General features: G+C 37.5%; 16 protein-coding genes and 1 pseudogene. 4 read left to right on the forward strand and 13 right to left on the reverse strand.

What is annotated here, in order from left to right; genetic code table 11:
* Positions 1-50: 50 nt before the first annotated feature.
* The 4 genes from ACYIAR_RS08975 to ACYIAR_RS08990 form a co-directional block, all read right to left on the reverse strand.
* Positions 51-1661 (reverse strand): dipeptidase, encoded by a 1611-nt coding sequence (locus ACYIAR_RS08975; protein ID WP_480328977.1) that lies wholly within the window; start codon positions 1659-1661, stop codon positions 51-53.
* Positions 1662-1928: 267 nt separating this feature from the next.
* Entirely contained in the window at positions 1929-3677 is a 1749-nt protein-coding gene (locus tag ACYIAR_RS08980; protein ID WP_480328979.1) for a DEAD/DEAH box helicase, read from the reverse strand.
* 330 nt (positions 3678-4007) lie between these two features.
* Positions 4008-5105 (reverse strand): alkaline phosphatase, encoded by a 1098-nt coding sequence (locus tag ACYIAR_RS08985; protein WP_480328981.1) that lies wholly within the window; start codon positions 5103-5105, stop codon positions 4008-4010.
* A 156-nt stretch (positions 5106-5261) separates the two neighbouring features.
* A complete protein-coding gene (locus tag ACYIAR_RS08990) occupies positions 5262-6002 on the reverse strand; it encodes a 3-keto-disaccharide hydrolase (RefSeq protein WP_480328983.1) in 741 nt (246 codons plus the stop codon).
* 239 nt (positions 6003-6241) lie between these two features.
* Between ACYIAR_RS08990 and ACYIAR_RS08995 the strand changes: the two genes are divergently transcribed.
* Entirely contained in the window at positions 6242-7168 is a 927-nt protein-coding gene (locus ACYIAR_RS08995) for a nucleoside hydrolase (RefSeq protein ID WP_480328985.1), read from the forward strand.
* Positions 7169-7195: 27 nt separating this feature from the next.
* Here ACYIAR_RS08995 and ACYIAR_RS09000 read toward each other — a convergent pair.
* Positions 7196-7558, reverse strand: a pseudogene (locus ACYIAR_RS09000) (sulfatase-like hydrolase/transferase); the annotation flags it as partial.
* Positions 7559-7592: 34 nt separating this feature from the next.
* Positions 7593-8816: an alkaline phosphatase family protein gene (locus tag ACYIAR_RS09005; RefSeq protein WP_480328987.1), complete on the reverse strand. Its 1224-nt coding sequence runs from the start codon at positions 8814-8816 to the stop codon at positions 7593-7595.
* A 751-nt stretch (positions 8817-9567) separates the two neighbouring features.
* On the opposite strand from ACYIAR_RS09005, the gene ACYIAR_RS09010 reads away from it, so the two are divergent.
* Both ACYIAR_RS09010 and ACYIAR_RS09015 read left to right on the forward strand, forming a co-directional pair.
* A complete protein-coding gene (locus tag ACYIAR_RS09010; RefSeq protein ID WP_480328989.1) occupies positions 9568-10713 on the forward strand; it encodes a DUF362 domain-containing protein in 1146 nt (381 codons plus the stop codon).
* A complete protein-coding gene (locus ACYIAR_RS09015) occupies positions 10713-11468 on the forward strand; it encodes a DUF6599 family protein (RefSeq protein WP_480328991.1) in 756 nt (251 codons plus the stop codon). The genes ACYIAR_RS09010 and ACYIAR_RS09015 overlap by 1 nt, the downstream gene beginning before the upstream one ends.
* 173 nt (positions 11469-11641) lie before the next feature.
* Here the strand turns inward: ACYIAR_RS09015 and ACYIAR_RS09020 are convergent, their stop codons facing one another.
* The 7 genes from ACYIAR_RS09020 to ACYIAR_RS09050 all read right to left on the reverse strand — a co-directional run bounded on the left by ACYIAR_RS09020 (position 11642) and on the right by ACYIAR_RS09050 (position 21880).
* Positions 11642-12559 carry an endonuclease/exonuclease/phosphatase family protein gene (locus tag ACYIAR_RS09020; RefSeq protein WP_480328993.1) on the reverse strand — a complete coding sequence of 306 codons (918 nt, stop codon included), beginning with the start codon at positions 12557-12559 and terminating at the stop codon, positions 11642-11644.
* A gap of 10 nt (positions 12560-12569) precedes the next feature.
* On the reverse strand, positions 12570-13406 hold the full coding sequence (locus ACYIAR_RS09025) for an endonuclease/exonuclease/phosphatase family protein (RefSeq protein WP_480328995.1): 837 nt from the start codon (positions 13404-13406) through the stop codon (positions 12570-12572).
* 12 nt (positions 13407-13418) lie between these two features.
* Positions 13419-15182 carry a RagB/SusD family nutrient uptake outer membrane protein gene (locus tag ACYIAR_RS09030; RefSeq protein WP_480328998.1) on the reverse strand — a complete coding sequence of 588 codons (1764 nt, stop codon included), beginning with the start codon at positions 15180-15182 and terminating at the stop codon, positions 13419-13421.
* Between the two features lie 13 nt (positions 15183-15195).
* On the reverse strand, positions 15196-18726 hold the full coding sequence (locus ACYIAR_RS09035) for a TonB-dependent receptor (protein WP_480329000.1): 3531 nt from the start codon (positions 18724-18726) through the stop codon (positions 15196-15198).
* Positions 18727-18971: 245 nt separating this feature from the next.
* A complete protein-coding gene (locus ACYIAR_RS09040) occupies positions 18972-19961 on the reverse strand; it encodes a FecR family protein (RefSeq protein WP_480329002.1) in 990 nt (329 codons plus the stop codon).
* A gap of 315 nt (positions 19962-20276) precedes the next feature.
* On the reverse strand, positions 20277-20852 hold the full coding sequence (locus tag ACYIAR_RS09045; protein ID WP_480329004.1) for an RNA polymerase sigma-70 factor: 576 nt from the start codon (positions 20850-20852) through the stop codon (positions 20277-20279).
* A 146-nt stretch (positions 20853-20998) separates the two neighbouring features.
* Positions 20999-21880: an AraC family transcriptional regulator gene (locus tag ACYIAR_RS09050; RefSeq protein WP_480329006.1), complete on the reverse strand. Its 882-nt coding sequence runs from the start codon at positions 21878-21880 to the stop codon at positions 20999-21001.
* A 244-nt stretch (positions 21881-22124) separates the two neighbouring features.
* Between ACYIAR_RS09050 and ACYIAR_RS09055 the strand changes: the two genes are divergently transcribed.
* Positions 22125-22940: an SDR family oxidoreductase gene (locus ACYIAR_RS09055; RefSeq protein ID WP_480329008.1), complete on the forward strand. Its 816-nt coding sequence runs from the start codon at positions 22125-22127 to the stop codon at positions 22938-22940.
* The last annotated feature ends 20 nt before the right edge of the window (positions 22941-22960 follow it).

Genomic DNA, 22960 nt, shown 5'->3' on the forward strand with positions numbered 1-22960 from the left:
ATATTTAAAATTCTCGTCAACTCGTTCCCTTGTCAACTCGTTCCCTGTCACTAGAATCCTCTTGCAAACATCTTCCAGAACTCATCTGCCATTTCCTGCCAGCGGAGAATAGTTGCTCCGGTGAAATCGGCAGTGTAGCCTGTAAGGAATTTACGTGCGGCATCCTGTCCTTCTTTTGCCTGGATTTCTTTATAACGAGCCTCAACAAAAGGCATTTCGGTATTTCCTTTTTCCATGAAATGCTGATATGCATTGTTCATAGTTTCTTTTGTAAGTCCCCAACGAACTGTCGCAAGTTTGTTTGCCGTGCGATATTTCCATACGATAGCATCTTCACGATGACGATGCTGGCCACAAATTGAGAATGCCTCAGGAAGGTCTGTTGTTCCGGCAAATACAGGGATACGAGGGCTCTGACCAGGATTATCGAAAGAAAGCCATAACACACCTCCTACGTCATTAGGAAGCCAGTCTCTGAGCTGAATCACTGTTGAGTAAGAACACTGAGGAACAGCAACCAGACGATAGCGTGTAACGGCTCCTTCTTTAATACCGTTCAGCATATTTACCATATCAGTTGTCATCCATGGATTTGCGGAATTGCTAATTACAGTATCTACATAACCGCCTTTTTTCTTCTTTGCGACCTTAAGATTCTTAGTCATGTCATATTCAGTGCCTTCGTAAGTTTCGCGAAGCATAGCACTGACATCAGCAACAGAAAGTTGTTTCTCCGGTTTGACGCTCAATGGCAATTCCTCTGAATCATATGAAAGGTTCAAAGATGGAGCAAGTTTGTCAAGGATAAAGAATTCACGGATACTGAAAGACTTCATTTCACCGGAATAATTTCCGCCGCCATATACTTCCCAGAAACGGAAAGGCTTCTTTCCATCCCAAAAGCCCATTTTCTTTCCGACTTCATATACATTGTCTGAAGCCATATAGTTGTCTTTATCCTTAAGATTCAAATTGGAAATGCGTGGGATATTTGCAGAAACTCCGACATGATCGTCCGGAATACGGACAGCAGCCCAAACACCGCCGATTTTGTCCGGTCCTTCACCGAAGATTTCGAAATGCCATACTTCTTTGGTGTCGGCGATTGTAAGGCATTCGCCTGAATCACCATAACCATATTCTTTAACAAGATTTCCCATCAGAGTAATAGCTTCACGCGCGGTTGTACATCTTTGCAAAGCTATACGCTGTAGTTCCTCTATCATAAACATACCTTTCTTATTCTGCAGTTCTTCACGACCAGTGATTGTAGTCTCACCCATAGCAAGCTGCATTTCATTCAAACAAGGATATGATGTATTTACAAACTGGTAGGTATGCTTTGCCTGAGGAATCTCGCCTTTAAGTTTTCTGTTTGTCATATCATTGACAAACTCGGTATGCATATTTCCTTCATAAACTGCAGTTACCGTATCATTCTTATAATCGGCAGCAGGTACAATATCAACCCATGTGCGGTAGTTTCCATCACAAGTATGGCTGGTAATAACAGAGCCATCGGTTGAAGCTTTCTTACCGACCATAATACTGGTGCAACTTTCCGGATTATTTACCGGTTGCGAAAATTCTATTTCCTCCTGTGCCTTTATTGGAGAAACGACACATAGGAAAACAGCTAATTTGAAAATAAGTGCTTTCATGTTTATGTTTTTTTTATAGTTAACAAGTAGACAAGGGGACGAGTTGACAAGGATTAAATACAGAGACACGGGGTTAAAATGTTTAGAGTTTCGGGGTTCCGTTACATTGGATTTGTAATCCAATGTATATGTTATTCGGGATTTGCAATCCCGTTCCAAATGATGTGGATTACAAATCCACTTAAGTTAACCAACGGATTACAAATCCGTTGGAACAAAAACTCTACTCAACTCCTTGGCTCCTTAACTCCTTGCCTCCCCAATTCCTCACCTTTTTCTCTTCCTCTCAAACTTATTCTGAGCAGTTGAGCGTCTCGGCTTTCTGTCTTTTCTATCCTTACGGTCTTTGCTCTCTCTTCTTTCCTTGCCGTCCTTACGGTCTCTTCTGTCTTTGCGGTCTTTCTTTTCCTGAGCCACTTCAACAGAAATGCGTCGTCCGTCAAGTTCGAAGCCGTTCATTTTCTTCATCACCAAAGAAGCTTCTTCTTCAGCTATTTCAAAGAATGAGAATTTCTCGCAGATGTCGATACGTCCGATTTCAACTTTGCCAGGAACACAACGGTTCACAAGCTCAATCAGGGTATTAGGGAACAGACCGTCTGTTTTACCAAAGTTAAGGAAGAAACGCACATAACCTTCTTCAGCTATACCTTTCTTACGTCCGGATTTCTCACTGCGAGAATGTTCGTCCACAACCTTTATTTCATCGGCATCCTTGTAATAATCAATCATACGATTGAACTCTAGAGAAACCATTCGTTTGATAATATCTTCCTTGTCCAGCCATTCCAACTTACGGTAAACCTGAGGCATCAAAGATGCGATTTCATCTTCATCAACTTTTACTTTCTCAATCTGGTCAACGAAGTTGAAAAGCTGTTTCTCACAAATAGCCTGACCTGTAGGCATTTCTCCTTTCTCGAACTTCTTGTTTATGATACGTTCGATTTCCTTTATCTTTCCTTTCTCACGGACATGGCAAATTGAGATTGAAATACCAGTCTTTCCGGCACGACCAGTACGGCCACGACGGTGAGTGTAAGACTCAACCTCATCAGGCAAACCATAGTTGATAACGTGAGTAAGATCGTTAACGTCCAAACCTCTTGCTGCAACATCCGTTGCTACAAGAAGCTGCAAGTTCTTTATTCTGAACTTCTGCATTACATAGTCACGCTGTGCCTGGCTAAGTTCACCGTGAAGAGAGTCGGCGTTATATCCATCCTGGATAAGTTTATCAGCTATCTCCTGAGTTTCCTTTCTTGTACGGCAGAAAATAATACCGTAGATATTAGGATAATAGTCTGCGATTCGCTTCAAGGCAAGATATTTGTCCTGAGCACGAACCATATAATATATATCACGGATATTCTTGTTTCCTTCGTTCTTATTACCGATAACAATCTCCTTAGGATTGTTCATATATTTCTTTGTTATGGCTGCAATACCCTGAGGCATTGTAGCTGAGAAAAGAAGCATATTACGGGAAACAGGTATTTCGGCAAGAATAGCATTGATGCTGTCGGTGAATCCCATGTTGAGCATTTCATCAGCCTCGTCCATAACTACGTTCTTCACAGCTGATAAATCAACAGTTTTTCTGTTCATCAAATCCAGCAAGCGACCCGGAGTGGCAACCACAACATGAACACCACGTTTCAATGTCTTTATCTGGCTTTCGATACTGGAGCCGCCATAAACCGGCAACACCTTCAAACTCTCGATATATTTGGAATAGTCATTCAGATCATCCGCAATCTGCAAACAAAGCTCACGTGTAGGACAAAGAATCAATGCCTGAGGAAAGACTTTCTCAGTCTCAATTTTCTGTAAAATAGGCAAACCAAAAGCAGCAGTCTTTCCAGTTCCTGTCTGTGCCAAGGCTATCACATCATTATCCTCACCAAGCAAAAGAGGAATAACCTCTTCCTGTACAGGCATTGGAGACTCATAACCAATTTCTTTTATCGCCTTTAATATAGGATAGGCGACACCCAAATCTTCAAATGTTTTCAAAATATAACTGTTTATTGATGTTTCGAAGTTGCTTGACTCAAAAGTCAGCAAATAAATACAGATAATGTCAAGCGACTGTGCAAAATTACTGAAAAAATATCAAACCTAAATACACACACTTCAACTATTGGAAATTGTTTCATGTGGAACATAATTAGAGACAAGGTGACGAGGTGGCAGTTGACAAGGATAAAAACACAGAGTTCACAGAAGCATAGAGTTTTTATTATTAACCAATAAATATACTCTGAGCTTCTGTGAACTCCATGTTTGAATATAAGGACTCTCGTTAACTGAGAATTGAGTCCGGCTAAACTTGAATATTAAATCTTACCATTCAAGACCTAGCAATGCTATCATCTTCTTTGGCAAATCTGTATTTTCCATTATAGTTGTAAAATTATCAGCACCTGTTCCGTAAGCATAAACAGGAACCATAACTGCTGTATGGCCTCCGGTACTGAACAGACATTTTATTCCGGATTCAGCTTGAGTGAAGTCTTCGTCCTGTGACGGGATTGTCATTCCTCCTGTTTCATGGTCTGCTGTTACAACCACCAATGTACCTGGATTTTTATCTGCAAAATCAAAAGCCTTTTCAACTGCTTTGCTGAAATCTATTGTTTCTGCAATAACCATATTGGTATTATTGCCATGAGCTCCAGAGTCTATCTGTGAACCTTCGACCATAAGGAAGAAACCTTCCGGATTATTCTTCTTCAGTATGCTCAATGCTTTTTCAGTAGCTTCAGGAAGATAGTTACCACGTCCTTCAAGAGCTGAAACCATATTGCCTGGAGCAAGAAGACCTGCCAGTTTTCCGGATTCAACAGCATTGATTGCATTCATATCAAAAGCTACAGCATAACCTTTTTCCTTCAATTCTTCAATAAGATTTACACTATCCTTACGGGCGTCAAAACGATCACGTCCGCCTCCTATGAATAAATCTACCCCACTATTAACAATATCGCATGCAATCTCTTCAGCCATTTTTCTGTTTGGCTGATGAGCCATAAACGAAGCAGGAGTAGCATCGGTAATATCTTTGGTTACAACAATGCCTGTTGCAAATCCTTTCTTTTGAACCTTCTCAACGATGTTCTCTACGACATTCTTATCAGCATCAACACCTATAGCTCCATTATATGTTTTATGTCCGGTAGCCATAGCAGTTCCTGACGCTGCGGAATCAGTAACCCTGTTATTCGCTGAATAAGTTTTGGAAAGTCCAATATATTGTGCCCGTTCAAAAGCCAAAGGAGTATCGGCACTCATCATTGCGGAATAGGTATGAGCCAGTCCCATACCGTCACCTATCATAAAAATAACATTCTTGACTTCCTGTTTTTTTTCAACAGGTGTACATGCTCCCAAAGCTACAAGAAGTACTAATGAGAACAGAATATTAATCACTTTACTAAACATACTTTTTTAGTTGACAAGGTTTCAGAGACAAGTTGAAAAGATTTTTAAACACAGAGTTCACTGAGTCACAAATCCTCAGTGAACTCCGGTTTGAATATAGAGGCTTTTGTCAACTTATTCCCTAAATTCGAGATTGTAAAACTTAAGCCTTCAATATTATAACTCTCTAATCTTTACATTCTTGAACCATACAGTATAACCATGGTCCTGCAAGCCTATATAACCTTCCTTGGAAATACCTTCTGTGAAGCCTGGGAAATCCTTGAATTTACTGTTGTTCACCATATCATCCCATTCTTTGCTCCACAATGTATATTCACATACTTTTGTTCCATTCTGTGTGTGAGTAACCTTTCCGTCTTTTACTTTGATTACGATAGTGTTCCATTCACCTGCCGGTTTAACAGTTTTAGGATCGGCAGGAAGCATATCATACAATGAACCAGCCAAATGACTGTCAATTTTATTATCAGAAGCTGCTACATTGTCCAATACCTGAACTTCCGGAGCTGCATAATAGATAGGTTTACCCGGAACTTCTCTAACATAATAGAAAATACCTGAATTTGCCTGGTCACTTACTTTCCAATCAATAGACAACTCAAAATTCTTGAATTTCTTGTTTTCAAACAGGATATCACCATTGGCACCCTGTCCCGGTTTTTTACCTTCTCCAGTAAACACTTTCATAGCACCGTCTTCGATAACCCAGTTAGCAGGCATTGCATTTCCGTTGCACTGACGCCAACCACTAAAATCTTTACCGTTAAACAATAAAACCCAACCGTCTTTCTTTTCAGCTGATGTCAATTCATTATCTCCTGCTGCTGCACCACATGAAGACATTACCATTGAGAAAAATCCCAACAGGCACATAAATAAATAATTCTTTTTCATGATACTTTTTTTGTTTGTAAGTTTATTAGTTTGTTAGTTAGCACTTTTACAAGTTGACGAGTTGACAAGTTGACAAGGCTACAGAAATTTAAAAAAAATCCCTTAACTACTTGACTACTTTACTCCTTAACTCCTTTTCACTCTCATTCACCCCGTAAAATTATAATATTATTTCCATATAAACCAGAATTATCACGACATTGCACTAACTTTGTCCAAACTACAAAAAATAGAGTGTTATGATAAAACTATTGTTCAAATTATTCATTTTACTAATAATTACTCCATCAGCCATATCACAAAATCAGAAAGTATGGATTGATGCTGATTCCGGTAACGAAGTAGATGATATCTATGCTATAATAAGACTGATTGAAGAATCTGATATTTCAGTGGTAGGTCTTAGTTCTGCACATTTCAACAATCCTGATCTTCTTGTATTTGACAAATGGAATCAATACCCAACAGAAAATATCTCAACTATTGATATAAGCCAACAAATAAACCAAGATATGGTTTCATCTTTGAAAAGAGATGATATTATCTGCTGTAAAGGTGCAGACCGCCAGATAGGAAGAGCATGGGGCGGTTTTGAACCACGTGATTCTGAGGCAGTAAAACAGCTGACAGATTATATAAAATCGATGCCGGAAGGTGAAATGTTAGACATAATATGCCTTGGAGCAGCAACAAACATTGCTTCTGCTATTATACTTCATCCTGAAATAAAACAGAAAATAAGATGTTATATGCTGGCAGCTCAATATGATCAGGAAAAAGGCATATGGAATAAAAATGAGTTCAATGTAAGAAATGACCTTAACGCCTTTGATTTTCTTATGTCTGAAAAGGACATCAACATTTATGTTATGCCAATAACGACATGCCAATCTTTCAAATTCAAGAAAGAGGATACTTTCAACAGACTTGACAAAAGCAATATCAAACATAAAATGCTTATCGACCGTTGGGAAGAAACAGAATCCACAAGCTATGAACGCATACTTTGGGATCTTGCTCTTGCCGAAGCTTATCTATGTCCTGATTTTTGCAAAATGGAACTACGGAATGTTCCTCAGGAAAATGGAGAGCACAAAATACATGTTTATACATCTATGGATGCGGATAAGATGATTGAGGATTTTTGGGGGTTCATAAGATTTTAAGTAATTGCCATTTCTGAATATTGGCTAAAGTATCTCCGAGAAAAACACCTTTGTTGTGTCTATACCTTTTCCCAACTGGCGCTGTCCGTTCTGATGACTGTAAAGTCCCGTCATCAGGCACGCACGACTGGGAGTAGACAAAGAGTTTTCGACAAACGCCTGGCGGAACAACATTCCTTCAGCCGCAATACGGTCGATATTCGGTGTCGGCGCCAACTTGCTTATCGGATGTCCGTAAGCACTGATTGTCTGAAACGAATGGTCGTCGCACATTATATGCACTATGTTCAGAGGTTTCTTCTCCGGCTGCTCAGCTTGTTTTGTGCCACAAGAAGATAGTAATACCGCAGGGATAGCTAGGGTATTAAGTAGTAATGAATTGTGTTTCATGATGTGTTTTATTTATTGGAAAAGCATTAAAGATTCAACGTAACCAACGGTTTAAATGATTATTTTCCGTCTCGACTACAAATTTATAGAATTCTGATTCAGGAAGCTTACTCAAATCCACAACATAACTTCCATCAGTTGAAGGAACAGTTGCAAGCTTTATCCATTCATCCTTCCCTCCTTCTTTGAATTTATTGCTTGGCGCAGCATAAATTGTGACCGGCACAGGAACTGACGGATAAAATGATTTCCATGACAAACTAACATTATCGTCATATCGCATAGTTTTCAAATCATAAATATCGACCTTACCGATAAAAGGCATGCCATCCTGTTCCCAACGGACATCCTGCGGAATGGAAAAACCGAGATAGCGGCAAATAGAAGGGGCAATATCTGTAATTGATAGATTGCCTTTATAAAAGTGCTCATTCACCGGAACATTTGTCGAAATCCATGTTGTGCGTTCTCTTTCGCTCTGCCTTCCGTGGTGATGTCCGTTTTCCTCCCGTCCATGGTCAGTTGTCACAACAACCATCCATTCCTCATCAAAATTAGCTTCACGATATTTCACTGCCTCCCACACACGTCTGACCTGTTCATCTGCTTTCATCACATACTCGTCGAAAAATTTACCGTTACCTTTTATGTGGCCAGCATCATCTGTGTACCAAAGGTAAACCCAACTCATATCCGGAGCATCCTTGCGGATACTTTCAGCAGCTTCCTTCGACACTCGTTCATCAATGTCAAAAATATGTAAGTCCAACTCTTTGTTTGGATAATTCACTTTGTCGTTGTCATAGCCATCACGCACATAATCTATTTTCAAATAGTTCGTTTCCGGCTTTCCTTCACCTATCAGCACCGTACGGTTATCTGTCCAGCTGGAATATAATCCGGTCTTGAAATCCTTTTCCTGTTCCTTAGCTATACGGAATATTGTCCAGTAATTATAATTAGGCTTCAGATTATCATTTCCGCCCACATTATGCTTATTAAACCAGGTAGCTGTAAGCAAATTAGTATATCCTATAGCGGAGATTGTAGCCGTTTCGGAATAAGCGCCAATTTCTCCTCCGGTAATGGCACGGGAATATCCTCCGGATGAAGCAATTTCATAAATTGCAGGAGGTTGCAAACGCTCTATCTGGTCGGCAGGAACTCCGTCTATAATTATATAGACAGCTTTCTTTGTCTTGGCAAAAATACCGGTACAAAAGAATAATGTAAATAATAGGATGCTGATGTGTTTCATGATATTAATACTGTTTTTTTGATTCTGCACAGCTAAAGTACGGTATATCCTTGATTACAACAAACTTTTTCCAATCTTGTTTTGCAACTCCCTCGCAACATTCAAAACTTAACCTCTATTACTAAGATATTTATGCTGCATGTAACCCTTTTGATTATTTCTTTTGGATTGGTATATAGTTTTTTTACTTTTGTATGTATTTAACGTGAGTTCTATGAATTAAAAATGCTAACAGTTTTGGAGAATGGATTATTCCGGAAAATAAGGACATAATTAAGGCTGAAAGCCTTTTTATAGCCCAGGGCGTGAGCCCTGGGTCACAGACACATAATAAAACAAAGCTCTGAAAGAGCGCCACAATGTTCTGTTATGGTTTCGTCGTTAATAGAGAGTCGCTCTTTCAGAGCTTAGAACGGATGGTGGTTGCATTTACCCAGGGCTCACGCCCTGGGCTATACAAATCAGTCAAATGCCTGATTTGACAAGGCTTTCAGCCTTGATTGATAGATCAGAATTCGTCGAATTCACGTTATTTAGTTTGCAAGAGCTTTATATCTAGTTTAGCTAATATAACTTAAGTTTCGCAAGCTCAACTTAAAAGTTTACAAGGCTTCAGATACAAGTTGACAAGGTCAGAACACCTGTAATTTCACGAGTTAATATCCAAAAATCTTGTTAACTTGTCTTCTTGTCAACTTGTTATCTGGAAGTTGAGCTTGCGAAACTTGAATAATATAAATATATTTAGGGTATGAAACGAAGAAACTTTTTCCGTTCATTGGCTTTGGGTGGAGCAGGAATGGTATTTTCTCCTATAGCGAAAGCAGTTCCAGTGAATGATAATAAACCAAAAACGAACTTGAAAGATGCATTGGCTGTTCCACGTACGGCGCAGTCTATGCCAGGCAAATATCCTGGTAAAGTGGTGAAAGTGCATCATTCGGATTGTATTGTTGATGGACGTCCGTCAGAAAATATAACATACGAAATGTTGAAAACATGTATGCTCAACCTTACCGGCGCATCTGATCTGAAAACCGCATGGCTTCAGTTTGTTGGTCCGGAGGATGTGATTGGTCTGAAAGTAAATCCAATTGCTGGTAAATTATTGTCAACTTCACATGCCTTGACAAAGTCGATTATCCGACAATTAGAAGAAGCCGGTATTTCCCGTCAGCAAATAATAATCTGGGACCGAAGAGAAGTTGATTTGCGTGAATCCGGCTTTACTGCCGAGCAATATCCGGGGATAAAAATTATCGGAACAGAATATCAGGATGAAAACGGTAGCTATGTGAATGCCGAAGGCAAGTTCTATGGGGAAGAAAGAGTGGATAAATCCCAGTTTTTCTTTGTGGATGTTGAAGGAGAATACGATGCATATACCATGCCTTATATGATTAATGGCGGAAAGTATTCTTATTTTACGAAGATTTGTACAGAGATGGTGACAAAAATCATCAATGTTCCTATTCTAAAGAATGCCGGCACAACTATCACCGGTTGCATGAAAAACCTGGCTTTTGGCTCAATTACAAACACGGCACGATTACACGGACAAATGTGGAACGACACTTGCGCTTCGGTTTGTGCTTTTCCCCCTCTGCGTGACAAAGTAGTGCTGAATATCCTGGACGGAATGATTGGATGTTTCGACGGCGGACCGGCAGCCAATCCTCAGTTTATTTGTCAGTATAATTCCATTATTGCCGGAACTGACCCTGTGGCTGTTGACGAAGTTGGTTCTCGGATGATTCTGGAAAAACGAATAGCCGAAGGCGTACAAAAAGAGGAAAAGAAGGGAGCACGCGCATTTATGGAAATGGCTGAAACATTAGGTTTGGGTATCGCAAATCCGGAGAAAATTAATTTACAAGAAATAAATCTAAATGCATAATGAAAAGATTGCTATTGGCTTGTTTGTTATGTTTTTGCATCTCCTGGCTGAATGCTCAGGAGATTTCGGTAAAACGTGAACGAGTTTTTACCGGAACCGGATTATATGGTTATATGAATGGCGGTGCGGAACAGTTCCTGGAATATGGAGTCACCAAGCTTACTGCTTACGACCTGGAGTATGGAGGAGAAGAATATGCGTTGGAAATCTATGAAATGCCAACACCCGAAGATGCGTATGGTATTTATTCATTACACGTATTCCGTTGTCAGCGTGCAGATACATTAGGATGCATAGATTGTCTTTCCACATATCAATTGCAAACTGTATGTGGAAATCAATACGTTTCATTGGTGTTTCCTTCCGGAACAAAAAAAGCGAAACAACAGGCTGATGATATTCTACGTCATTACATATCCGGAGAAGGTTCCGGGAAATTGGTTTTTCCTGCAGCATTTCAATCTCTTTCCCCTAAATCCGGTAAATTGAAATTCCTGCGAGGTAAGATTGGCTTGTCTGAAGTCAGCTCTTCTTTGACAAATTTGCTGGAAGAAATACAATATTCCGGTGTCTGGTTTCTCAAAGAAGAAGATAATTATAGGGCTATTATTTGCTTTAAAACTCCGGAACAATTAGATTCTTTAAGGAATAAATTACCTTCCGATAAAATACTTAATTCAGGTAGTCTTTTCCTGGAATATATTGGGGATGATGATGATAATAGTTCGGGGGATGATGGGGGATTTTGGTTTTGAAGGGGAATAAAAAATAAAACTATATACCAATAAATCAAACCATTTAAATTTTTATTAAAAACATATCAAATATATCTAATACTTATCAACTTAAATAAATATTAAATCTGCAAGTCGTTTATTTTATCCAACTTGCAGATTTTAATATTTATTATAACATTCTATTTCTAATTCTAATCATCAACAGAAACAACAATCATTACAGGAAAATGGTCTGATGGCATTCTTGCATCATACTTTTTCATACGAGTTTCTTTAGGGAAATTAGCATTTTGTTCACTTTCCTGACTTTCTTTTTTAGGACTACGATAACTATCAGTCAAAACTCCATACTTAAGGACTTCAAAATCATCAGATAAAAATATATGATCTATACGCTGCTCTGTTTTCCTATCCGGATAAAAAGCATTAAATGTTCCATTAGGAGCGTATTTCAACAAAGCTGAATCATATGCATCCTTCATAACACCTGAAGAATTAAGAAGTTTATAAGATTCATTATTTTGATCAACATTAAAATCTCCTGATAACACAACAGGAATATGGGATGGCTGTTCTTTTATTTTCCGTAATATGAGTTTTGCACTCTCAGATCTTGCTTGAACTCCAATATGATCCATATGAAGATTAAAATACAAGAAAATAAAGCCTGATTTCTTTTCCTTAAATTTTCCCCATGTACATATTCTAGGAAGAGCAGCATCCCATCCTTTATTTGGATACGTTGTCTCCGTAGAAAGCCAAAAGTTTCCTTGCTCCAAAACCTCAAATTTATCTGTCCTATAAAATATTGCAGAAAATTCGCCTGCTTTTTTACCATCATCGCGACCTATACCAATATAATCATATCCAGGCATAGCATTTTTTAAATCTTCCAATTGAGGATATTTTCCCTCTTGTGTACCAAATATATCAAATCCATGAAACTGTATAAGCTGAGCAATATATGGATATCTCTGCCCCCAACCATTACCAGCTAAAGAATCACCTTTATTCGCATTTCTAATATTATAGGTAGCAATTGTAAATGTAGTTGCACCAATATTTAATGCAACCAACATCATAATTAAAGTAAATAATAATCGTTTCATATAATCTTTTTTATAAATCTAACTTAACCATTATTGGAAAATGATCTGAAGGATAACGTCTATGTTGAGCTTCATTCAATGTTCCATATTTCAAAACTTTTACTTGTGGTGTCACAAATATATAGTCTATTCTTGATTCTTGAGGATCATTAACATCAAAACGACTAGTCGTACCTTCTGTTCCATAAGGCTTTTCTTTAGAAACATTTCTAGAATCAAGAAAATACTTGCTATCAGTCAATATCTTAATATGCTCTGAATCAGGAACGCCATTAAAATCTCCAACACAAACAGCAGGATAATTTCCTGCTATTTGTTTTACTTTATCTAACATCAATTCTGAAGAATTAATTCTTGCCTTATTTCCTTTATGATCAAAATGAACACTGAAAAATACAAATATTTTTCCAGTATATTTATCTTTCATTTTTCCCCAAGAACAAATACGACGACATTGAGCATCCCAACCAAAGGATGGTTTATCTGGTGTTTCAGATAACCAAAAATTTCCTGAAGAAATTAAATCAAATCTGTCTTTACGATAAAAAACTGCTGAATGTTCACCTCCTTCTTTACCGTCATCTCTACCAACTCCTATACGTCCATATTCATTAAGAGTCTCAATATCGCGCACTTGATTAATTAAACCTTCTTGTATTCCAAAAATATCAAATTCATAAAAACGTATTAACGAATTAACATAATCCTTACGATATTTCCATGAATTTAAACCATCTTTCTCATTATCATAACGGATATTAAAACTTGCAACTACGAACTCGGATTTTGTTTTTGCATCTATAGAAAAACACAAAAACATACAAAACAATAATACTATGTGTTTCATAATAATAATATTTTACCAACCAGGATTCTGGCTTAAATTAGTATTAAGATTGATTGCTGATTGAGGTACCGGATAATAATACTGTCTGCCATCTTCATACCAAACACGTGATGGGTCGTTATCATACCATGTAAGGTTACCGGAAGTACTGCCAGTAATACCCTGACGTGTTACATCTCCACCGTCAACAGCAATCGGAGTACAGCTAGTTGAGATGTTTGCCGGTTTTTCACCTTTATAGAAGATAACATCTGTTGTTCCGTCATGATCCAAGTCCATTTCTTTATTCAATTCAGGAATATAAATACCCGTCCAACGCATCATCATCAATTCTCCACGCTTCCAGCGAAGAAGGTCATTGAAACGGAATCCTTCAAGTGCAAGCTCTATTGAACGTTCGCGGCGAACTTCAAGGATTGTTGGGTCTGATATTTCCGGGAAATATGTTTCCTGAATATACTTATCGACTTTTGTCGGTTTTGAAGTCAAACCGCCTGTAATACCTGCACGTGAACGCAGAACTCCTACAGTAGCAGCCCAGTCGCTGTCAGTCAAAATTCCCATTTCTGCTTTTGCTTCAGCATAATTCAATAATACTTCTGCATAGCGGAATAAAGGTATTGAATTTATATTAAGTTGTCCTGCATCATATTTAGAATCATCCAATGTGTATTTTATAGGCTGGTAACCTGTATAAGAATATCCATTGAAATTTGGAGCAGCAGGTCGTCCGTCACGCATATAACCCGGAGTTCTGATTGTCTGAGCAAGACGTGCATCACGGTTCTGACATTCTTCATAGAATTCAATCTTTTCGTGATTTGGCTTATCTGTAAACGGTGTACCGTCTTTCATCAGGAACAGATTTACAAAAGAACGAATCATACTGAATCTTGGGCCATATGTGCCCGAAGTCCACCACCAATTTGCAGAACCAAGAACACCAAGGCCTTCGTCAGCAACGCTTGCTAGCATAACTTCAGATGTGATAGGTGTTGTACTAATAAACAGCTCTCGCATAGACAAATCCACACCTCCTCCTGTATAAATTGAATGACCGCTTTCTTTCATTACTGTCTCTGCAGCAGATGCAGCTTCCTGTAACCATTTGTTGGCCGAATCAACAAGACCTAGTTCTGCGTGATATTTACGGAAAGTTCCTTCAAACAAACAGATTCTTGATTTCAATGCGTAAGCAACCCATTTTGTAACAAGTGAACCAGTTTTATCTTCCTTACGCGTTATATTTTCACATGCAAAATTCAAATCTTCCAAAATATGGTCCATTACAACTGTACGTGGGTCACGTGGAGCATAAAGCAATTCGTCATCAACAGTCAGAGTTCTGTCAACCCAAGGTACATCACCGAAACGAACCACCTTATTAAAGTAAAAGTATGCACGAAAGAAACGAGCCAAACCAATGTAGTTGTTTCTTACCTCTTCGTCGATAGCTTCACTTGTACAGTTCTCGATAAAATAATTTATATTTCTTAAATCACCCCAACTCCATCCTGAACTTAATTCTGCAGAATAAGCACCTTTACGGATAAAATCATTATAGTTAGTAACTGCGCCATAGTCACACATTGCATCCATATTATATCCGCTTGTTACAGAAGGGAGCATATTATAGAAAGAGTATGAATAAGTTGTCAAACCACTTTCTGTATTGAAAACTGTCTCTTTATCAACTGAAGCTTGTGGAGTTTCATCCATTGAGCAAGAAGAAAGGAGAACACATGCTGTTATAAAAGGAATTATTATCTTTTTCATTGTTTTTAATCAATTAAAATGTTAATGAAACGCCTAAACTGACACTCGTCATCTGTGGATAACTGTGGCCATCACCACTTTTTCCATTTGTCAAATCTGGGTCTGAACCACTTATATTTGTTACATCTAAATCTCTTGTAAGTTTGTAAAGAGGAGACCAACACCACAAGTTTTCCGCTGAAATATAAACACGTGCATTCTGCATGCGAAGTTTAGAAGTTACAGTTTGTGGCAAGTTGTATCCCAACTGAAGGTTCTTCAATCTTATATATGCAGCATTCTGTAAATAACGAGTCTGAGGTGTTGATTTTATTGAAGAATTATAACCAGCATATCTTGGAAGATAAGCATCACGATTATCTTCTGTCCAGTAGTTGTCAAGGTGCCATTCCGGCAAGTTGTTATATGGGCGGTTATACTGTCCCCAGAAAATACATTCGTTACTTGGATACCAATGTTGGCGACCTACACCCTGGAAGAATGCAGAGAAGAAGAAATTATTCCAATTTGCACTTAAATTAACGCTATATGCAAATCTTGGCAAACTGTTACCTATAATTGTTTTGTCACCATGGTCATCAACTGTATTCTGTCCATAATCGATAACACCGTCACCGTTCAAATCCTTGATTTTAACGTCACCTGGATAAGTTACACGCTGAGAAGAAGACTGAATCAATGTCTGGTCAGCATGATTGTCGATTTCTTCCTGGCTCTGGAACAAACCTTCTGTTACATAACCCCAGATTTCACCTACACGCTGTCCTGCATAGTAGTCAGACAATTTACCGTCTTTATTGTTGTAGCGGTCGATTGTTGAAATATAGTCAGACAAAGTACCGCGGATTTCGTAGTTGAAAGGTTTGTCTGCCAACTGGAACTGGTCGCGCCAAGTCAATGTTATTTCCCAACCACGAGTTGTCATGTCTGCATAGTTACCTTTAGGAGATGTAGCACCGAAGATATCAGGCAAAGTTTCACCTACAGTGTACATGTCGGTTGTTTTACGGATGTAATAGTCTCCTGAGAAACGAAGGCGTCCATTAAGAGTGCCGAAATCAGCACCTATGTCTGTTGTTGTTGCAGTTTCCCAAGTCAAACCGTCAGGCATAACTCCTGGAGCACTAGTATACTTATTTTTCAACCCATTTAAAACTCTACCAGATGTAGAAATTCCTAAAAGTTCCATATAACTATATGGAGAGACATTACCATTACCAAGCGAACCATAAGAAGCACGAATCTTGATATCAGAAAGAACTTCAGGTTTTACATTCCAGAATGCTTCTTCAGAAAGACGCCAACCTCCGGAAATTGAAGGGAAGAATGCCCACTGCTGGTCAACCGGGAACTTAGAAGAACCGTCATAACGTCCGTTTACTTCAACCAAATATCTGTCTTTGAAAGCATAGTTGAAACGGAAGAAACCACCGGCAACTCTCCATCTGTTATATTCTCCTGAAGTTGTGATAGCATCTCCAAGTGCCATATTGATATTTTCAGAATCTTCGAAAAGCAAACCATTACGAAGGACCTTTAAACCATTACTAGTTGATTGTTCATAATTATAACCAACCATTCCTTTAAAATAGTGTGCATCATTAAATGTATCCTCATAATCTGCATATATATTAGTAGCTATATAATTAGTTTCCCTTTTATATTCCTGCAAATCATTATATTTAGTACTCAAATAACTAATCACTCCTTCTGTAGTACTATAAGGGACAGCTACACGGCGTTGTGTTTGAGACCTATCTAAATTTCGGAAAGTAAAATCACCACGAACATGCAACTTGTTTTCTAAAAAAGAAGTTGTAAAACTAGTAGTATTTCTCAATATACGGTTTTTAGAATCAATTCCATTTTTACCATAAATGAAATCTCCTATTGTATAAGCTGCAGAATGTGTGAAAGTTCCATCAGGGTTATAAATTGGTGAACTTGGGTGTCCTTCATCAGCAATATTTCTCCAAATAGAACCACCTTCACCAACGTTCATCGGGTTATGGTAATCCATATTTGAGAATTCCATATTGTTTTCAATCTTCAACCAGTCGAATACCTGGATTGAACCTTTAGCACGAAGGTTCATTGTCTTATAGTCATCAGTATTGTATTTGAACAAACCATCATAACCATAGAAACGACCTGAAACGTAGTAATTCAATTTACCATTGTTACCACTTACTGAAAGATTATGATCCTGAGCGAATGTGTTCTTCTTATACAATTCGCCATAGTAGTCTGTATTACCATAGTAAATATACTTACCAGTTGCCGGGTCGATAGCCCATTCATCAGTAATTCCAGCTTCTTTTCTTCTCTTGAATTCATCCAACCAGCCAAGTGAGAACTCCTGAGTTTTGTTGATATTCTTAGGATCGGCTGAATAGTTGTTCCATGCATTGTATGCTTCATAGAAGTGACTTGCATATTCATAACCATCTGTCACGAAGTTTGGAGTTGTTGCCGGACGCTGCAATGAGAAGTTTCCGGAATATGTAATAGAAGTTTTGTCTTTGTTAGGTTCTTTAGTAGTAATCAACACTACACCAAATGTACCACGAGCACCGTAGATAGCTGCCGAAGCCGCATCTTTTAATACAGATACACTAGCTATATCATTTGGATTAAGCATTGAAGGATCACCTTCTACACCATCAATTAAAACCAATGCTTCACCTCCCTGACCGATAGATGTTGTTCCTCGAACATTAAAACTTGCTGTACGAGTTGGTTTACCATCAGTTATATTGATATTTAGGTTAGGAATAGCTCCTTGTAGAGCTTGTGTTACATTTGGTACAGAACGATTATCAAAAACTTCGCTTGTTACCTGTTCAACAGCACCCGTCAAGTTAACTTTCTTCTGAGTACCATAACCTACAACAACTACTTCATCCAACTTTTGAGTATCTTCTTTTAATGTTATTGACAAATTTGAAGCATTCGCCTTAAATGTATGACTTAAATATCCAATATAGCTAACCTCTAATAACGCGCCGTCCTGAACCTCCAATGAAAACTTTCCATTCATATCGGTTATAGTTCCAATTGTTGTTCCTTTTACCATGATATTAGCTCCAATTATAGGAATGCCACTAACATCTACCACCGTTCCTGTTACTATTTTATTCTGTTGAGTAGAATATTTAGCGACTTTATTTTCTACTCCTTTACTTAAAACTATTTGCCTATCATTAATAGTATAAATTATATCCGTACCTTCAAACAGCTCTTTAAGAACTTTATCTATATTTTCCGAGTTTACAGATAAGGATACTAGACGATCGACATTAACTATTTTATTGTTATATAAGAAAGTATAGTCAGAATTATCTTCTATTTTATTTAAAACCTCTTCAACAGTAACATTATTCATTTCAAAAGAAAATTCTGTTGACTGAGAAAATATATTTTCCGCACTTGCCTGAGAAAGGAAACCTGCAAGCAAAATTGAAGTTATCCGCATACGCATAGGTATTTTTTGAAATAAATCTAAAGGATATTTAAATCCTTGTGGTATTAATACTTTATTCATATTTCACAAGTATAATTTAAGTTTAACTACTAAGGTTGTTTTTTATCACCAAAAGTTAATATTATCAGATATGTAAAATTTATTTCTGAAATTAAGGCAAAAACCTACAATACATTTTCCTACTTTTTATCCAGAAAGCCCATTCATAAAATTTAGATTTAAAGGTTTAACAAAATATCTTTATTATATAGACGAAGTAATCTAAATATACCCTATTATCTTATTAAAAAAATTAATATTTAATTCTAAATTGAGCTTATTAAAACTCTCTTTTTCGAAAACAAAAAATCTTTTTCTAACTTTGGCTCAACTATCTCACATTTTATCGGTGCCGTCTTTTCCAACAATGATAATATTTCTGAAAGAGTTTCTGTTGTAAAAGTTGCTGAATAAGCATAATCATATACTTTTTCTCCCTTAAGAATTATATCTACATTGAAATGACGAGACAATTTCTTTGCTACATCTTCCATTGGGGTTCTACGGAATATGATTTTTCCATCTTTCCATGAGGTTTCAGTAAGCAGATTAACAGTATGGAGCTTTATATTCTTCATATCTTTGTTGAATACAGCCTGCTCTCCCGGATTTAAATCCTGATTTATATCTAAACCAGAATGTTCCACTTCAACTTTTCCTCTTGTAAGTGTTGCTTCTATTTCATCATCATCATCATATGATTTAACATTGAATTCTGTTCCATATGCACTTACAGTTACGCCTTCAGATGTCAACACTTCAAAGCGATTATCAGGGTCTGACTCTACTTTAAAATAAGCTTCTCCTGACAAATAGACTTGACGTTTTCCTCCAACAAATCTCTCGGGATAAGTCAGTTTTGAACCCGAATTCAACATTACTTCTGTTCCATCAGAAAGAACAACGCGGGAAACTACACCGTAGGCAGTTTGCAATTCTATTTGTTCTATAGGTTGCTTTTTCAGATTATCCAATTCGTAATACATATATCCTGAAAGAGCTAAAGCTGGTAAGATAAGAATTGCTGCAGCTCTACGAACAATAGTGAAAAATCTGTCACGATATTTTTCTCTATTAATCCGGGAATGCAGTTCCGTCCAATTTTCATCAACAGATATCTGACGTTGCTTTTTCAGTCTGTCCGTCAATTCCAAGATAAACTCTATATCTTTATTCTGTTGTTCTATATCTTCATTTATATTGTTGTGCATCGTCCTAATTTTTTTAAACGAAGCTTGAGATATGAACTTTTCCATATCTCAGCGACCTCGTTCAATTAACCTTTATCTAATTCAACATTTATCTATTGAAACGTATTTTATCAATAGACGTTTCAACAGAGTTATTACCCTACGTGAAACAATATTTTTTTCATATTATAATTACATATTTCTTACTCAAGTTTCGCAAGCTCAACTTGCAGGTAACAAGTTGACAAAAAAACAAGTTAACAAGAGTTTTTAGAAAATAAGTTGTAAAGTTACAGGCATTTTGACCTTGTCAACTTGTATCTGAAGCCTTGTTAACTATTAAGTTGAGCAACTTGCGTAACTTAAGATCTTAAAAACTCTTTACAGGAATCCTATCAATAAAGGCAAGTAATCTTTCAGTTCACAGCGAAGAAATTTCAATGCTTTCGTCATATAAGCTTCAACCGTTTTCACAGAAATTCCTTTTTCTACAGCTATTTCATTATAAGTTTTTCCCTCAAATCTATTCATGCGGAATGTTGAGGCAATTTGTTCGGGTAGTTTGTCTAAAGCTTCATTTATCAAATTTTCCAGTTCTTCGGTTGTATAAAGATCTTCATCATAATCTTCCCTCATATTAACCAGCTTCTGTTCAATATAATTAGCTTCTGTAGATTTATGTCTGAGGTAATCCAGACAATTATTCCTCACACTGGTAACAAGGAAATTTCGTCCAGAAGTTTTTATATCCAAATATTTCCTATTCTTCCATATTTTATAAAAGGTTTCCTGCACAATATCTTCGCAAGTTTCTTTACAGTCGATGTATCTTTGAGCAAAAACACATAAAGGAGAGAAAAAGTCGTAAAACAACTTCCGGAATGCTTCTTCGTCATCATTAACAGATATACGAATTATCAAATAATCAACCGAATATGTTTCCAGAGACTTCTTCATAATTATATCATCATAAAAATTTTGTTCTTTAAAATAGAATGAAAATTTTTTTAATTCATGATTACAATTCTATTCATAATTCTGCATTTATACAACAAAAATACATTATTATCCATAAATATCATGAATATACAATAAGTATAACCTCACATACTCTTCCTAATCCTCACAAACTTTTTCTGATAAGCAGAAGGAGTTTGTGATGTGACGGTTTTGAAACAACGGTCGAAATGCGCCATATTATCATAGCCACATTCATAAGCAATCTGGCCTACTGACATATCAGTCCAGGAGAGAAGTTTACAGGCATATGAAATTCGCATTTCCATTATATATTGCCCCAAAGTTTTTCCTGTATTATTCTTGAAATAACGGCAGAAAGCAGCGGGGTTCATAGCCATAAATGAAGCTATATCTTCCAAAGACAGGCGGCTGGTATATTTTGTGTTGAGAAAAGCAATTAATTTCTGCATCTTTCTGTCCTTGAAAAACATTTTCTCCTGCTCGTAGTCCGGTGATGCAGCAAACTCATATTTATCATAGCCCGTGAGACGGTGGAGCAAACTAAGCAGTGATATTATCTGAAGAGCTCCTTCTGCCGTAACTATATTTTTTATATATGACTGCGATTCCAAATCATTTTCCAATGAGAATTTTATTCCACGCTGAGATTCCTTCAGCAAGTCATTTATCTGTGTAAACTGGGAATAATGGGAAAAGGCGTAATACATAAAGTCCTTTTCAAACTGTATTATGGCTCCATTTACACGAAGAGATTCATCTGTTTCATATTCTGGAAGATTCTGCATGCAATGAGGAAGTTCGGAACCGAAAAGAATAAGCGTGTTGTCATCAAAATCAATCAGGCTGTCGCCTATCAGGCACTGGCCTTTTCCTTTCTCAACATAAATAAATTCATATTCACCATGGAAATGCCACGGATAAGTGAAATGTGAGTAGTCATAAAAGCGAGCTTTCAAAGGTGTTGTGCTGGATATGGAAAGCTGTTCATTCAATATTTTTTTCATGATGAATAGATGTTTTAAAAGGTAACAAGGCAACAAGTTGACGAGTTGACAAGGTTACGAAGAATTGGCAGCTCGCTCACTTGTTTCCGTCATTTGGCAAATATATACAAAACAATAGCAAAAATACGCAAAACATCGTGTGATTTTCTCTTCTATTTTTGTGATATAAATATAGAGCACAAGGTGACAAGAATATTTGACCCTCTTGTTAACTTGTCTCTGGAACCTTGTTAACTAATAAAACATGAATAATCTATTTGATATAGAAGGAAGAGTTGCCGTGATTACCGGAGGTTCCGGCGTTTTGGGCAGTAATATTGCAGAAGGTTTTCTGAAAGCAGGAGCAAAAGTAATTATTATCGGCGCTCATCAGGAAAGAGTTGACGCTGCTGTGTGCAGACTTAATCAAATAAGCAGCGAGGTTTGGGGCATTACTTGCAATGTTCTGGACATTGACAGCCTGAAAAGTGTGAAACAGGCGATTTTAGATAAATGGCAGAAAATTGACATTCTGGTAAATGCTGCGGGTGGAAATATTCCCGGCGGAACACTGACTGTTGACCAGAACATATTTGACATGAAAGTTGAAGACCTGAACAAGGTTGTTGACCTGAACCTTTACGGCACTGTTTATCCTTGCCTGGTTTTCGGTGAGATTATGGCAGAACAGGGATATGGCAGCATTGTGAATGTTTCATCAATGGCTGCATACGAATCTATTACCCGTGTGCCGGGATATTCAATGGCGAAAAGCGCGGTTGAAAACTTTACTCGCTGGCTTGCTCAGGAAATGGCTATAAAGTTCTGTGAGAAGATAAGGGTCAATGCTATCGCTCCCGGATTTTTTATCGGTAATCAGAACAGGGCTATTCTTATCAATCCGGATGGTTCGCTGACTGAACGCAGCCAGAAAGTAATTGCCAAAACTCCTATGAAACGTTTTGGAGATATATCTGAGCTTAATGGCGCGGTGCAATTCCTTTGCAGTGATGCTGCAAGCTTTATTACCGGGGCGACATTGGCTGTAGATGGGGGATTTAGTGCGTTTAGTGGGGTTTGATTTTAGGAGTCAAGAAGTCA

It is taken from the genome of Parabacteroides sp. KHUB-01, assembly GCF_056640935.1.